Here is a 14,593-nt window from a genome sequence, read left to right as displayed (position 1 = left end):
GGCTTCGGAGCGTCAGCACTTCCGCCGGGCAGCACACCAACCGGCCGATACGCCAACCGCCTGCGTAGCAAGGCGTCACCCCGTCACAGCGGCGCGGGCGCGGTCGAGTTGGCGGCGGAGTTCGGCGAAACCGCTGTCGCCCAGGGCGTCGGACAGGCGCGCTTCGATCTCGGCGAGTCGCCGGGCCGCGGTGGCGAGGGCGGCGTGGCCGGAGGCGGTGAGGACGACCAGGCGGGCGCGGCGGTCGACGGGGTCGACGGTCCGGGTGACGTAGCCGCAGCGCTCCAGGCGGGTGACGAGCTCGCCCATGGACTGCTGGGTCATGCCCGCGGCGTCGGCGAGGGCCGTGACGCGCGATCCCTCGGGCTCGAGGTGGCGGAACACCGCGTAGTGGGCGGGGCGCAGGTCGGGGTGGAGTTCGGCGCGCAGTGCGCGGTTGAGCTCGTCTTCGACGGCGCGGGTGGTGCGGACCAGCAGTTTCAGGATGGACTCCGGCGATACGGACCGTTCGGCCATTGACATATTATGAAGGATACCTTTGTAATTGAGGAATGGACGAGTGCACACTCACATTCCGCAACGGCCACCGGGTCACCCTCGTCGCGGAGGACACCGATGAGCACGGCCCCTATCTGCGGCTGCGCCATCTGCTGCCCACCCCCGGCCGCCAGGCGGGACCGCACTGGCACCCCACCCTCGCCGAACGGTGGACGGTGCGCCGAGGCGCGCTGCGCTTCCGCATCGACGGCACGGAAGTGATCGCGCGGCAGGGCGATTCGGCCGTCGCACCCGCCGGGGTGGTGCACGAGTTCTGGAACGAGGCCGCCGACACCGAGATCGACCACGAGATCCGCCCGCCACTGCACCACTGGGCCATGTTCGAACTCTGGCACGCGCTCGACGCCGCCGGAAAGACCACCGTGGCCGGCCGCGTACCCCGCGACCCACTGGCCCTCGCCCTGCTGTGGGACTACCAGGACGGCTATCTCGGGGGCATCCCGCCGCGACTCCAGCGCACCGTCCTCGGCGGCCTGGCCCGCCTCGCCCGCGCCCTCGGCTACGAACGCCGCTGGCTGCGCACTTCGGCCGCCGCGACACAGTAGCCGGGCACGACCGAGCGAACACCCGGCGCACAGGGACGGGCGGACAACCCGCGCCCCGTCGTGCGCCGATCGCGCGGCGAGCCACCCGATCCCCCGCGCGGCAGCGGAGCCCACCACACCACCGGCCCGGCTCCGGCCGATACTGTCATGGCTATGCCGTCGTCCTCCGCCGCCCCGGACCGCACGCCACTGGGCGTCTGGCCGGGCACCGCGTACCCCCTGGGCGCGACCTACGACGGCGCGGGCACCAATTTCTCGCTGTTCTCCGAGGTGGCCGAGCGGGTCGAACTGTGCCTCATCGACGACCGCGACCGCGAGCAGCGGATTCCGCTCGACGAGGTGGACGGGTACGTGTGGCACTGCTACGTGCCCGCCATCGGCCCCGGCCAGCGCTACGGTTTCCGGGTGCACGGGCCGTTCGAACCCGAACGCGGACTGCGCTGTGATCCGAGCAAACTGCTGCTCGACCCCTACGGCAAGGCGTTCGACGGGCAATTCGACAGCCATCCCGCCCCGTACACGCCGGGCCGGGACTCCCTCGGCCACACCATGACCGGCGTGGTGATCAACCCGTACTTCGACTGGGCCGACGACCGCTCGCCCAAACGCCCCTACCACGAGACGGTCATCTACGAGGCCCATGTCAAGGGCATGACCGTCACCCACCCCGAGGTGCCGCCGGCACTGCGCGGCACCTACGCCGGGATGGCGCATCCGGCCATCGTCGACCATCTGCGCGGCCTCGGCGTCACCGCCGTCGAACTCATGCCGGTGCACCAGTTCCTCCAGGACCGCGTGCTGCTGGATCGCGGCCTGCGGAACTACTGGGGCTACAACAGCTTCGGCTATCTGGCCCCGCATCACGAGTACGCCGCCAACCCGGCCCCGGGTGCGGCCGTCACCGAGTTCAAGGCCATGGTGCGCGCCCTGCACGCCGCCGGTATCGAAGTCATTCTGGACGTGGTCTACAACCACACCGCCGAAGGCAACGAATTCGGGCCCACCATCGGCTTCCGCGGCATCGACAACGCCGCCTACTACCGTCTCGTGGACGACAATCCGCAGCACTACATGGATTACACGGGCACCGGAAACAGCCTCAACGTCCGCCATCCGCACACCCTGCAACTGATCATGGATTCGCTGCGCTACTGGGTGCTCGACATGCACGTCGACGGGTTCCGCTTCGACCTGGCCGCCACCCTGGCGCGCGAACTGCACGATGTGGACCGGCTGTCCACCTTCTTCGACCTGGTGCACCAGGATCCGGTGGTCAGTCAGGTCAAACTCATCGCCGAACCCTGGGACGTGGGCGAGGGCGGCTATCAGGTCGGCAACTTCCCGGTGCTGTGGACCGAATGGAACGGCAAATATCGTGACACCGTGCGGGATTACTGGCGTGGACAACCGGCGACCCTGGGCGAGTTCGCCTCCCGGCTGACCGGCTCCTCGGACCTGTACGAGACCACCGGCCGCCGCCCCGGCGCGTCCATCAACTTCGTCACCGCGCACGACGGTTTCACCCTCGCGGACCTGGTGTCCTACAACGAGAAACACAACGAGGCCAACGGCGAGGGCAACCGCGACGGCGAAACCTACAACCGCTCCTGGAACTGCGGGGTGGAGGGCGAGACCGACGATCCCGCCGTGCTCGCACTGCGCGCCCGGCAGCAGCGCAATCTGCTCGCCACGCTGCTGCTGTCCCAAGGCACGCCGATGCTGCTGCACGGCGACGAATTCGGTCGCACCCAGCGCGGCAACAACAATGCCTACTGTCAGGATTCCGAGCTGTCCTGGATGGATTGGTCGCTCATGCGCACGAATGCCGATCTGCTCGCCTTCACCCGCCGCGCCGTCGCGCTGCGCACCGCGCATCCGGTGTTCCGGCGGCGGCGCTTCTTCGACGGCCGCCCCGCCCCCGAACACGCCCACCCCGGCGATATCGGCTGGTTCACCCCCGAGGGCACCGAGATGACCGCCGCCGACTGGGACAACGGCTTCGGGCGGTCGCTGACCGTCTTCCTCAACGGCGACGCCATCGCCGAACCCGGGCCGCGCGGGGAACGCATCACCGACGATTCGTTCCTGCTGTGCTTCAACGCCCACGACGAGCCCCTGCCCTGCACCCTGCCCGACCCGGACCACGGCGCCGAATGGACTGTGGCGCTGGACTGTTCGACCCCGACCGGAGCCCCACCCGACCGCGTATACCACGCCCGCACACCCGTGGAAGTCCCCGCACGCTGCCTGCTCGTCCTCCGCCGTACTGCATGATCGATACAGCCATGACCAGCCTTGAACACAGCACCGACGCCATCGCCCGGCGCACCCCCGTGCGCAGCACCTACCGGCTGCAGCTGCGACCGGACGCGCTCACCTTCGCCGACGCCCGCGCCATCGCCGAATACCTGCAGCAGCTCGGGATCTCGCATCTGTACCTGTCCCCCGTCCTGACCGCCATGCCCGGCTCCACCCACGGCTACGACGTCACCGACCCCACCACGGTCTCGGCGGCGCTGGGCGGCCCGGCCGGTTTCAAGGCGCTCTCCGACGAGGTGCGCGGGCGCGGCATGGGCCTGATCGTGGATCTGGTGCCCAACCACGTGGGTGTGGCCGATCCACGGCAGAACCCGTGGTGGTGGGATGTGCTGCGCAACGGCAAACAGTCCCCGTACGCGCACTACTTCGATATCGACTGGAGTACCGGCAATGGTGCGGGCGGCCGGATCGCGCTGCCGGTACTGGCCGGGGAGACCGATGTGGCGGCGCTGAGCGTGGACCGCACCGGGCCCGAACCCATGCTGGCGCTGCGCGATCTGCGTTTCCCCATCGCGCCCGGCACCGACGGCGAGAACGCGCTGCGCACGCACGACAAACAGCACTATCGGCTGGTCACCTGGAAGTCCGGGCTGTGCGGATATCGGCGCTACTTCACCGTCGGCGGGTTGGCGGCGGTGCGGCAGGAGGAGACCGCCGTCTTCGACGCCACCCATCGGGAGCTGGCCGCCTGGTGCGAACACGATCTCATCGACGGTGTGCGGGTCGACCATCCGGACGGACTGGCCCGGCCCACCGAGTATCTGACCCGGCTGCGGCGACTCATCGGACCGCAGCGGCTGCTGCTGGTGGAGAAGGTGCTGTCCAATCGGGAACCGCTGGACGCCACCCTGCCCATCGACGGCACCACCGGCTACGACGCGCTCGCCGACCTCGGCGGCGTGCTGCTCGATCCGGACGGCGAGCCGGCGCTGACCGAACTGTCCAGGCAGTTCACCGGGCACGGCAGCGACCGCGCCTGGTTCACCGAGCAGGAGCACCGCATCAAACGCGCGGTGGCCGAGACCATGCTGGTGCCGGAAATGCGGCGGCTGGTGGCGGCGATCAAGCGCGACGCCAAGGCCGAGACCTGCGACACCATGGCGCTGACCAACGCCACCATCGAGGTGCTGTCGTTCATGCCGGTGTACCGCACCGACTACGCGCCGCTGGCCGGGATGGTGGGCGCGGTGGTGGCCGAGGTGGCGCGGCGCAACAGCGAACTGACCACGCCGCTGCAGGTGCTGGTGACGGCGCTGGCAGTGGGCGGCGAGGCGGCCACGCGCTTCCATCAGGTGGGCGGGGCGATCACCGCGAAAGCGGTGGAGGACACCATGTTCTACCGGGCGGCCCGGCTGGTGTCGCTCCAGGAGATGGGCGCCGATCCGGTGCGCTTCGGCTGCTCGCCCATCGAATTCCACCTCGCCAACGCCGAGCGCGCGACGCGCTGGCCCGCCGGTATGACCGCACTGTCCACGCACGACACCAAGCGCGGTGAGGATGTGCGCGCCCGCATCGGGGTGCTGTCGCAGGTGGCCGACACCTGGGCGCAGGCGGTGACCGCCTGGGACGAGATCGCGCCCGGCCCCGACGGCGCGACCACCCTGTTCCTGCTGCAGAACATGTTCGGCGTCTGGCCCGCCGACGGCCGCCCGGCCGCCACCGTGCCCGGGCTGCGCGATCGGCTGCACCTGTTCGCGGAGAAGGCGATGCGCGAGGCCGGTACCCGAACCTCGTGGGAGGAACCGGATATCGAGTTCGAGCAGGCGGTGCACCAGTGGATCGACACGGTGATCGACGGCCCGGTCGGCGCCGAACTCGGGGATCTGGTGGCCGATCTCGCCCCGCACGCCTGGTCGGACTCGCTGGCGCAGAAGCTGCTGCAACTCGGCGGCCCGGGTATCCCGGACGTCTACCAGGGCTGCGAATTGTGGGAGGATTCCCTCGTCGATCCCGACAACCGCCGCCCCGTCGACTTCAACCACCGCAATCTGCTGCTGCAATCCCTCACCGGCACACCGGATCTCGACCCATCCGGAGCGGCCAAGATGTGGATCGTCGCCTACGCCCTGTGGTTGCGCCGCGAACGCCCCGAATGCTTCGTCGGCGGCACCTACACCCCGCTGTTCGCCACCGGCGACCACGCCCAGCGCCTCATCGCCTACGCCCGCGGCCGCCGCGGCGAACCTCCCGAGGTGATCGTCGCCGCCACCCGCCACAGTGTGGCGCTGGCCGAAACCGGTTGGACCGATACGGTTCTCGACCTCCCGCAGGGTGACTGGACCGACCGCCTCACCGGCCACACCTTCTCCGGCCGCGCTCGCCTGGAGAAGCTCTTCGCCCGACTCCCGGTGGCCCTGCTGGTGCGCTGACGTACAGGCTGGGCCGAGGAGGGACTGTTCGAGTACCACGGGCGACCTCGGACGGCACCGTCAGGGTGCCCTGCCATCGCTCGGTCAAGCCGGTGCAGGTAGTTTCTCCGCTCCGCGGTCGGCGGTGTCGCCGTTCGCGGTGTAGGTCGGCGCCGGGGCGGGCGGTAGGTCGATGGGTTCGACCAGATCCGCCGGAATCGTGTTCGCTGCGCCACCGTGTTCGAGCAGCCAGCGGCGCAGATTGCCGGGGGTGTAGCCGTCGCGGATGCGGACCGTGGAGGCGAAGTAGACACTCCGGTCGGTGTGGTGCAGGAGTTTGCGCCAGGAGTCCCAGTAGAAGCGGGGCGTGCGCCATTTCCGGACCAGGCGGACGTAGTTCAGGATGCGGAAGCCCAGGCCCAGGGAGTCGTGACGTTTGTGGTGCTCGACGGGGACGCAGTGGCTCATGAGGGAGCGCAGCCGGTCGTGGTCGAATTCCAGGCCCTCGGCCTCGGCCTCGCGGATCATCCAGTGCAGGGTGGTGTCGGAGAGGCCGCATTCGGGGTAGCCGCCGCCGATATCGCTGTGCACGCCCTCGAACCAGACCTGTTTCACACGGTCGGTGCGGCGATACTTCTCGCCCAGTTCGACGGGGATCTCCCACAGGCACGGTTCGAAGGCGCGGCGGCGTTCGTCGATGGCGAGAGCCTGGCGGGCGCAGTGCACCACACTGGACAGCCGCACATCGTGGAAGCGGTGCCGCCAGGCGGTGACACCCGGAATGCCCATGGCCCCAACGGTATCGAACACGCCCAGGAAGTTGATCTTCGGTCGTTCCGGATACGCGTAGCGCTTCCGAAAGCGTTCCCACTCGGGCGGATCCGGATCGTCGATATGCTTCTTGCGCTGCTTGTAGATGCGCTGGGCATCGCGGTACTTACCGCAGATCATGGCCTCATCGGTGAGAATGCCCAGCCGCGTGATCATTCCGGCGAGACTGCGCGCGGTGTACGCGCCGCGGCTGAACCCGAAGATGTATATCTCGTCGCCCGGCTTCCAGTTCAGCGCCACCTGCCAGTACGCCGACCACAGATTGGCCTCCAGGCCGAGTCCGAACGCCCCGCCCAGCAGCCGATCCGAGGTGAATCCCCCGGCACCGGGACCGGAGACGTAGAACACCCGCTGGCCAACGGTGCTCCCGCTCTTGTCGGTACCGGTGATGCGCACTGTCTGCGCGATTTTCACGATATTGGAGACCGTGTCGTCGGACTCGGCCTTCCAGGTGCCGTCACAGCACACTACGAGCCGTTTCATGGAACGTATCCTCCCGCCCAGGACGTTCGGTTTCGTGCGTAGTCGACTACTCGAATCATCGCGACGCCCCCGAACCCCCGTTAACCCCGTGACAATCCCCCGGGAATGACGGCCTACATTCTGCGATACGCCGCCGCCCGCCGCGCGGCGAACCGGAAAAGAGCCGACCGGAAAGAGACGGCCCCGAGCCGTGATCGACTCGGGGCCTCGACGTTCGAATTCGGGTGGGGCTCAGGTGAGGTAGCGGTAGGCGGGTGAGCCCGGCTCCAGCCGCTCACCCTGGATGGGCGATGCCTCCATGCGCTTGAGCAGCGGCCCCAGCGCGTCGGGAGCGCCCAGTTCGATGCCGACCAGCGCCGCACCGGTCTCCCGGTTGTTGCGCTTGACGTATTCGAACAGGGTGATGTCGTCCTCCGGGCCGAGCACCTCGTCCAGAAAACGCCGCAGCGCCCCCGGCTCCTGCGGGAAGTCCACCAGGAAATAGTGTTTCAGCCCCTGGTGCACCAGCGATCGCTCGATCACCTCGCCGTAGCGCGACACGTCGTTGTTGCCGCCCGAAAGCAGGCACACCACCGTGGACCCGGGTTCGATGTCGACGACCGACAGCGCCGAGACCGACAGCGCCCCGGCCGGTTCGGCCACGATGCCCTCGTTCTGGTACAGCTCCAGCATGGTGGTGCAGATGGCGCCCTCGTCGACCTGCATCATGCGGAAATGCCCTGCGCCGGGCAGGGATTCGGTGGTGGTGAGCAGTGGCAGCGAGGCATGCGAACGCACCCGGCCGCCGAACCGCGACACCGCCTGATACGGCACCGCGCCGATACGGCGCACCGCCGCCCCGTCCACGAAGGGATCGATCTCGGGCAGGGTGACCGGGCCGCCCGCCACCATCGCGGCGGTCATGGAGGCGGCCCCGGACGGTTCCACCCCCAGGATCGCGGTGCTCGGCGACCGCTCCCGCAGATAGGTGCCGACACCGGCGAGGCAGCCGCCGCCGCCCACCGGCACGATCACCAGATCGGGGGCGCTGCCCAGTTGCTCCAGGAATTCGGCGGCGATGGTGCCCTGCCCAGCCGCGGTGCGCGGATCGTCGAAGGGGGGAACCATGGTCGCGCCGGTGCGCTCCACATCGACGGCCGCGGCGGCCGCGGCGGCGTCGTAGGTGTCGCCGACGGCGATGAGATCGACGTATTCGCCGCCGTGCACGCGGATGCGGTCGCGCTTCTGCTTCGGCGTGGTGGTCGGAACGTAGATGCGACCCGAGATACCCATGGCCCGGCACGCGAAGGCCACACCCTGGGCGTGATTTCCGGCGCTGGCGGTGACCACGCCCGCCCGGCGTTCGGCGGCGGTCAACTGGACGATCAGGTTGTAGGCGCCGCGCAGTTTGTAGGAGCGCACCGCCGTGAGATCCTCACGCTTGAGGTAGACCTCGGCACCCGTCGCCGCCGACAGCCGCGCGATCCGCTGCAACGGCGTCGGCTCGATAATGTCGGAAATTCGCTTCGCGGCAGCATCGATCTCGTCCGCCGTCAATGCGGGCGGCGGCGTGGACACTTTCTCTGCGACTTCGAGCGGATTCGACACCCGACCCATGCTAGCGGGCAGGTCGCGACGAGATTTCGGCGACCGGTCCCAAGTGCGCGCGATCACCGCCGGGAAACGACAAACCGCCCGGGCGGCGTGGTCCACGCACCCGGGCGGCCGTCGAGGAATGCGCGAGTGTCCGCTCAGCGCGGGGTCAGCACGAAGACCGGGATCACCCGGTCGGTCTTCTTGGTGTACTCGTTGTAGTCGGGCCACACCTCGGCGGCGCGCTGCCACCACTGTTCCCGCTCGTCACCGAAGACCTCACGGGCGTCGTAATCCTTCACCACCGCGCCGTCGCGCAATTCGACGTGCGGATCGGCCTTGATGTTCCAGTACCAGACGGGATGCTTCGGTGCGCCGCCGAGCGAGGCGACGACCGCGTACTCACCATTGTGTTCCACCCGCATGAGCGGGGTCTTACGGAGTTTGCCGGACTTCGCGCCCCGCGTGGTCAGCAGGACGATGGGCTTGCCCTGCATGGTGTTGGCCTCGGCCCCGTCGGATGCCTCATACTTCTCGGCCTGTTCACGGGCCCAATCGGATGTGCTGGGTTCGTACTCTCCGGTTAGTGGCATGCACGAGCAAACAGCCGGTGGTCCTGTTATGTTCCCGACAAGAAGTTCGCTTGGCCGAACTTTCACCGCCGGGTACCCTGAGCACATGGCAGTGGTTCACCCGACGCGAATGGCGCGCTCCCACGGCGCGACCGTGGATATCGCGGGCTCGGCCTGGCCGGTGTACAAACTCGAGGCCCTCGCCGCCGCCCTGATGATCGGCCTGGTCCTCGCCCTCATCACCGGATCGCTCCAACTCGCGGTCCTCACCGCTGCCACTGTCGCGAGCATTCGCTGGCTGGTGGGCCGCGCCCGCGGCTGATTACGATTCCACCCCGGTCAGCGTGTCCTACCTGGCTTGATACCGTTCGGCTACTACTTTGCGTGGGGTGGTCGCACGCTCAGGGATCATCTGTTTCGCTCTGACCGTCAGCGCGGTCCTCGGCGCCCCCGTGGCGCGGGCCGACATCCAAGCCCTGCCCCCGCACGAGCGGGTATTCGCCTCACCGATCGGCAGTTTCACCGTCGGGCACAAGGACGAGTCGGTACATCGGATTCCGCCGCTGAACCAGGTGGGCACCACCCGTGAGGCACTGGTCAGCAATACCGTCTACGGCCGCATCGACGGCGGGGCCACGGGCACGCTGGTCGCCGGATACCACGTCGGCTGCGCGGTGAATCTGAACAACGGTGCGCTGGGGCTCAATTCGAGCATCTACCCCGACGATGTCCTGCCCGATGTCGGCACCGGCGGCACCAACCCGATCCCCTACCTCAACGGCCAGACCGGCATTCAGACCTATGTGGCCCCGGTGCTCACCGCCACCCTCGCCCCCGGCGAGGTCAAGGAGGTGAAGCTCACCGAGAAGCAGGTCGTCCCGGGCGATACCGCGTGGGCCATCACCCGGGACTTCCACATCATCGTCAACAGCTGCACCGGTCCGGTCAGTATCCGCAGCTACTCGTACATGCAGGTGACCTCGACGCTGGTGGACGACTCCGGCGGGGTGTTCGGCGACCCCACCTGGCTGTGACCGGCCGGACCGATAGGCCGATCAGCCGGTCAGGCAGCCCGGACCCAGCAGCGCCTTGAGATCGCCCATGAGTGCCGAGGACGGCGAAACCCGCAGATTGTCCGCCACTTTCAGCACCGTGGTGCGGTCGCGGGAGCCGACGTGGCGGATATGCACGTCGGCGGTGCCCGGATGGCTGGTCAGCACGCGCTTGAGCTTGCCGATCTTCTCCGGCGTGCACAGGCGGGTCGGAATGGTCACCGACAGCGGCTTCTCCACGCCGATGGCCGACAGATCCGGCACCACCAGGTCGTTGGCGATGAGCGAGACCCGGTCGTCGCGGGCGGAGACGCGCGCCTTCACCAGCACGATGGCGTCCTCGGTGACATCCATGCCGAAGACCGAATAGGACTGCGGGAAGAACAACACCTCGATACCACCGGTGAGATCCTCCAGTTGCGCCGACGCCCAGGGCAGGCCGTTCTTGTTCACGCGGCGGGTGACATTGGCGAAGATGCCGCCGATGGTGACCTGCGCGCCGTCCTTGACCTCACCCTCCAGAATGGCCGGGATCTGGGTGTCCGACTGCGCCGCGAGCACGTGTTCGACGCCGTTGAGCGGATGCCCGGACACGTACAGGCCCAGCATCTCCCGCTCCAGGGCGAGTTTGTGCTTGGTCTCCCACTCCTCGTCGGGCACCTTCACATTGAAGACGCTGGCCACCGAGTCGTCGCCGTCGTCGAGTCCGCCGAAGAGGTCGAACTGGCCCATGGCCTCGGCCTTCTTGGTGGACATCACCGCGTCGATGGCATCGGAGTGCACCACCAGCAGGCCCTTGCGCGGATGCCCGAGGGAGTCGAAAGCACCCGCCTTGATCAGCGATTCGGTGACCTTCTTGGTGCAGGCGATGGCATCGATCTTGTTGAGGTAGTCGGAGAAATCGGTGAACTTCGACTTCTCCTTGCGCGCGGCGATGATCGAGGCCACCACGTTCGCGCCGACATTGCGCACCGCGCCCAGGCCGAAGCGAATGTCGTTGCCCACCGAGGCGAATTCCATCTCGGACTCGTTGACGTCCGGCGGCAGCACCTGGATGCCCAGGCGGCGGCAGTCGGCCAGGTAGACAGCGGCCTTGTCCTTGTCGTCACCGACGGAGGTGAGCAGACCGGCCATGTACTCGGCGGGATAGTTGGCCTTGAGGTAAGCGGTCCAGAAGGACACCAGACCGTAACCCGCGGCGTGCGATTTGTTGAACGCGTAACCGGCGAACGGGAGAATCGTGTCCCACAGCGCCTTGATGGCGGGCTTGCTGAAGCCGTTCTCCAGCATGCCCTTCTCGAAGCCCTCGAACTCGGCCTCGAGCACCTCGGCCTTCTTCTTGCCCATGGCGCGGCGCAGAATATCGGCTCGACCGAGCGAGTACCCGGCCACCTTCTGCGCGATCTGCATGATCTGCTCCTGATACACGATCAGGCCGTAGGTATCGCGCAGAATATCCTTCAGGGGCTCCTCGAGCTCCGGATGGATGGGTTTGACCTCTTGCCGCCCGTTCTTGCGGTCGGCGTAGTCGTTGTGGGCGTTCATGCCCATGGGGCCGGGACGGTACAGCGCCAGCACGGCCACGATGTCCTCGAAGCCGGTGGGCTGCATGCGCCGCAGCAGATCGCGCATGGCCCCGCCGTCGAGCTGGAAGACGCCGAGGGTGTCGCCGCGGGCGAGGAGTTCGTAGGTGGCCGTGTCCTCCAGCGCCAGGGTGTCGAGGTCGATGTCGATACCGCGGTTGGCCTTGATGTTCTCCAGGGCGTCACCGATGACGGTGAGGTTGCGCAGGCCCAGGAAGTCCATCTTCAGCAGGCCGATGGCCTCGCAGCTGGGGTAGTCCCAACCGGTGATGATGGCCCCGTCCTGGGGGCGCTTCCACACCGGGATGGCGTCGGTGAGCGGCTCGCTGGACATGATGACCGCGCAGGCGTGCACACCGGCGTTACGGATCAGGCCCTCGAGGCCGCGCGCGGTCTCGTAGATCTTGTTGACGTCCGGGTTGGTGTTGATGAGCTCCCGGACCTCGGCGGCCTCCTTGTACCGCTCGTGCTCGGGATCCATGATGCCCGCGAGCGGAATGTCCTTGGCCATGATCGGCGGCGGCAGCGCCTTGGAGATCTGGTCGGCGATGGCGAAGCCGGGCTGGCCGAACTGGACGCGCGCGGAGTCCTTCAGCGCGGCCTTGGTCTTAATGGTGCCGAAGGTGATCACCTGGGCGACCTTGTCGCTGCCCCACTTCTCGGTGGCGTAGCGGACCATCTCACCGCGACGGCGATCGTCGAAGTCGATATCGATATCGGGCATGGACACGCGCTCCGGATTGAGGAAGCGCTCGAACAGCAGCCCGTGCGGGATGGGGTCGATATTCGTGATGCCCATGGCGAAGGCGACCAGCGAGCCCGCCGCCGAACCACGACCCGGGCCGACGTAGATGCCGACCGAGCGGGCGTACTTGATGAGGTCGCCGACCACCAGGAAGTAGGCCGGGAAGCCCATCTGGATGATGACGTCGAGCTCGAACTTCGCGCGGTCGACGTATTCCTGCGGCACCCCGTTCGGGAAGCGCCACTCCAGGCCGCGCATGACCTCCTTGTGCAGCCAGCTGGCCTGCGTCTCGCCCTCGGGCACCGGGAAGACCGGCATCCGGTCGCGGTGCGCCCAGACCTCCTCGTAGGACTGCACCCGCTCGCCGATGAGCACCGTGTTGTCGCAGGCCCCGGGCACTTCGGCATCCCAGAGGGCACGCATCTCGTCGGCCGACTTGAGGTAGTAGCCGGAGCCGTCGAATTTGAAGCGGGTCGGATCCGAGAGCGTCTTGCCGGTCTGAATGCACAGCAGCGCCTCGTGGTTGGCCGAGTCGGACTCGTGCACGTAGTGGCAGTCGTTGGTGGCCAGCGGCGGAATGCCCAGTTTCTCGCCCACCATGAGCAGGCCCTCGCGCACCCGGCGCTCGATGGACAGGCCGTGGTCCATGATCTCGAGGAAGAAGTTCTCCGGGCCGAAGATCTCCTGCCATTTGGCCGCGGCCTCCAGCGCCTCGCGCTCCTGGCCGAGGCGCAGCCGGGTCTGCACCTCGCCGGAGGGGCACCCGGTGGTGGCGATGATGCCCGCGGCGTGCTCGGCGATGATCTCGGCGTCCATCCGCGCCCACTTGCCGAGCTGACCCTCGATGGAGGCCAGCGACGACAGCTTGAACAGGTTGCGCAGACCGGTCGCGTTCTCCGCGACCATGGTCATATGGGTGTAGGCGCCCGAACCGGAAACGTCGTCGCTCTTCTGCGACGGATCGCCCCACTGCACGCGCTTGGTGTTGAAGCGGGATTCGGGCGCGATGTACGCCTCGATACCGATGATCGGCTTGATGCCCTGTTTGACGGCGGTGTTGTAGAACTCCGACGCGCCGTACATATTGCCGTGGTCGGTCATGCCGACAGCGGACATGCCGAGGCGATGCGCTTCCTTGAACAGTGGCGTGATCTTCGCCGCGCCGTCGAGCATCGAGTACTCGGTGTGGTTGTGGAGATGCACGAAGGAACCCGACGAGGCTGACACGCAGACATACTAAGCGTCCCCTCCGACAGGTTTTGACTCCGCCACACGTCGCGACTGGTGATACGGCGTGCCGCGCGGCGTGTCGTGGTGGAGATCACGGAAACCGCCGCTACGCATGGATTTCCGCCGAGAATGTGCACCCCCCGCGGGTTCGGGCGCGGGGGGTGCGGGCTCCGGGACCCGTAGGCGCAGGGGGAATCGCGAGTCCCGGAACGGTCGCGGCGGGCGTCGCCGGTCCGGACCGGCGCGCCGCGCTCAGGCGGCGCGGCGAGTGGTGCTCGGGATCGCGCGCCGGGCGGCGGCCCGTGCGCCGCGCACCGCCAGCGGCAGCACCCAGGCCGAGGCCAACTGGTCGGCGCTGAGGGTGCCCACGCCGAGCCGGTTGTGCACGAAGCCGACCGAGAGACCCGAGCGCGGGTCGGCCCAGCCGAAGGAGCCGCCCAGTCCGATATGCCCGAAGCCCGCGCGCGCACCCGGCATGGGCAGCGAGTGGTAGCCCATCCGCCACAGCATCGGGATGTAGAACAGGGCGTGGTCGAGCCGGTAGCTCTCCACCTTGCACAGCGCCTTGACGGTCTGCGGGGAGAGATAGCGGCGGCCGTTCACCATGCCGCCGTCGGCCAGCGCCCCGTAGAGGGTGGCCAGTCCGGACGCGGTGCAGACGCCGTTGCCCGCGGCCAGTTCGGTCGCCAGGATCGGCGGATCGTCACCGTCGAGCAGCGCCTCCAGCCCCGGGAGGAACAGCGCGCGGGCGGCCG

Annotated in this window: 11 protein-coding genes; 5 read left to right on the top strand and 6 right to left on the bottom strand. The window is 68.1% G+C overall.

Annotation, left to right across the window (positions count from 1 at the left end):
• Window positions 1-75: 75 nt before the first annotated feature.
• Window positions 76-516, bottom strand: a complete 441-nt coding sequence (locus tag ON31_RS11250; RefSeq protein ID WP_039812556.1) for a MarR family winged helix-turn-helix transcriptional regulator — start codon at window positions 514-516, stop codon at window positions 76-78.
• Between the two features lie 35 nt (window positions 517-551).
• Between ON31_RS11250 and ON31_RS11245 the strand changes: the two genes are divergently transcribed.
• The 3 genes from ON31_RS11245 to treY all read left to right on the top strand — a co-directional run bounded on the left by ON31_RS11245 (window position 552) and on the right by treY (window position 5,791).
• Window positions 552-1,103 carry a cupin domain-containing protein gene (locus ON31_RS11245; protein WP_039812554.1) on the top strand — a complete coding sequence of 184 codons (552 nt, stop codon included), beginning with the start codon at window positions 552-554 and terminating at the stop codon, window positions 1,101-1,103.
• Window positions 1,104-1,250: 147 nt separating this feature from the next.
• Window positions 1,251-3,377, top strand: a complete 2,127-nt coding sequence (glgX, locus tag ON31_RS11240; protein ID WP_039812551.1) for a glycogen debranching protein GlgX — start codon at window positions 1,251-1,253, stop codon at window positions 3,375-3,377.
• A gap of 11 nt (window positions 3,378-3,388) precedes the next feature.
• Entirely contained in the window at window positions 3,389-5,791 is a 2,403-nt protein-coding gene (gene treY / locus ON31_RS11235; RefSeq protein ID WP_051037103.1) for a malto-oligosyltrehalose synthase, read from the top strand.
• Between the two features lie 84 nt (window positions 5,792-5,875).
• Here treY and ON31_RS11230 read toward each other — a convergent pair whose 3' ends face one another.
• The 3 genes from ON31_RS11230 to ON31_RS11220 form a co-directional block, all read right to left on the bottom strand.
• Window positions 5,876-7,084 carry a T6SS phospholipase effector Tle1-like catalytic domain-containing protein gene (locus tag ON31_RS11230; RefSeq protein ID WP_063821471.1) on the bottom strand — a complete coding sequence of 403 codons (1,209 nt, stop codon included), beginning with the start codon at window positions 7,082-7,084 and terminating at the stop codon, window positions 5,876-5,878.
• A 231-nt stretch (window positions 7,085-7,315) separates the two neighbouring features.
• The gene (gene ilvA / locus ON31_RS11225) at window positions 7,316-8,680 is read right to left on the bottom strand and encodes a threonine ammonia-lyase IlvA (RefSeq protein ID WP_085996387.1); all 1,365 of its coding nucleotides are present in this window, start codon (window positions 8,678-8,680) and stop codon (window positions 7,316-7,318) included.
• Between the two features lie 134 nt (window positions 8,681-8,814).
• Window positions 8,815-9,249 (bottom strand): nitroreductase family deazaflavin-dependent oxidoreductase, encoded by a 435-nt coding sequence (locus ON31_RS11220; protein WP_029929211.1) that lies wholly within the window; start codon window positions 9,247-9,249, stop codon window positions 8,815-8,817.
• Between the two features lie 85 nt (window positions 9,250-9,334).
• On the opposite strand from ON31_RS11220, the gene ON31_RS11215 reads away from it, so the two are divergent.
• Both ON31_RS11215 and ON31_RS11210 read left to right on the top strand, forming a co-directional pair.
• On the top strand, window positions 9,335-9,550 hold the full coding sequence (locus ON31_RS11215; RefSeq protein ID WP_039812548.1) for a hypothetical protein: 216 nt from the start codon (window positions 9,335-9,337) through the stop codon (window positions 9,548-9,550).
• A 67-nt stretch (window positions 9,551-9,617) separates the two neighbouring features.
• The gene (locus ON31_RS11210) at window positions 9,618-10,262 is read left to right on the top strand and encodes an MspA family porin (protein WP_051037102.1); all 645 of its coding nucleotides are present in this window, start codon (window positions 9,618-9,620) and stop codon (window positions 10,260-10,262) included.
• A gap of 21 nt (window positions 10,263-10,283) precedes the next feature.
• On the opposite strand, the gene dnaE is transcribed toward ON31_RS11210, so the two are convergent.
• Window positions 10,284-13,835, bottom strand: coding sequence for a DNA polymerase III subunit alpha (dnaE, locus tag ON31_RS11205; protein ID WP_039812546.1), 3,552 nt, complete (start codon window positions 13,833-13,835; stop codon window positions 10,284-10,286).
• 255 nt (window positions 13,836-14,090) lie between these two features.
• The coding region (locus ON31_RS11200) for a serine hydrolase (RefSeq protein WP_039812544.1) at window positions 14,091-14,593 on the bottom strand (503 nt) is incomplete at its 5' end.

This window comes from Nocardia otitidiscaviarum NBRC 14405 (assembly GCF_000308635.1).
GTDB lineage: Bacteria > Actinomycetota > Actinomycetes > Mycobacteriales > Mycobacteriaceae > Nocardia > Nocardia otitidiscaviarum.
Note: the sequence above shows the minus strand (reverse complement) of the source record. Positions and strands in the feature narration are given on the sequence as shown.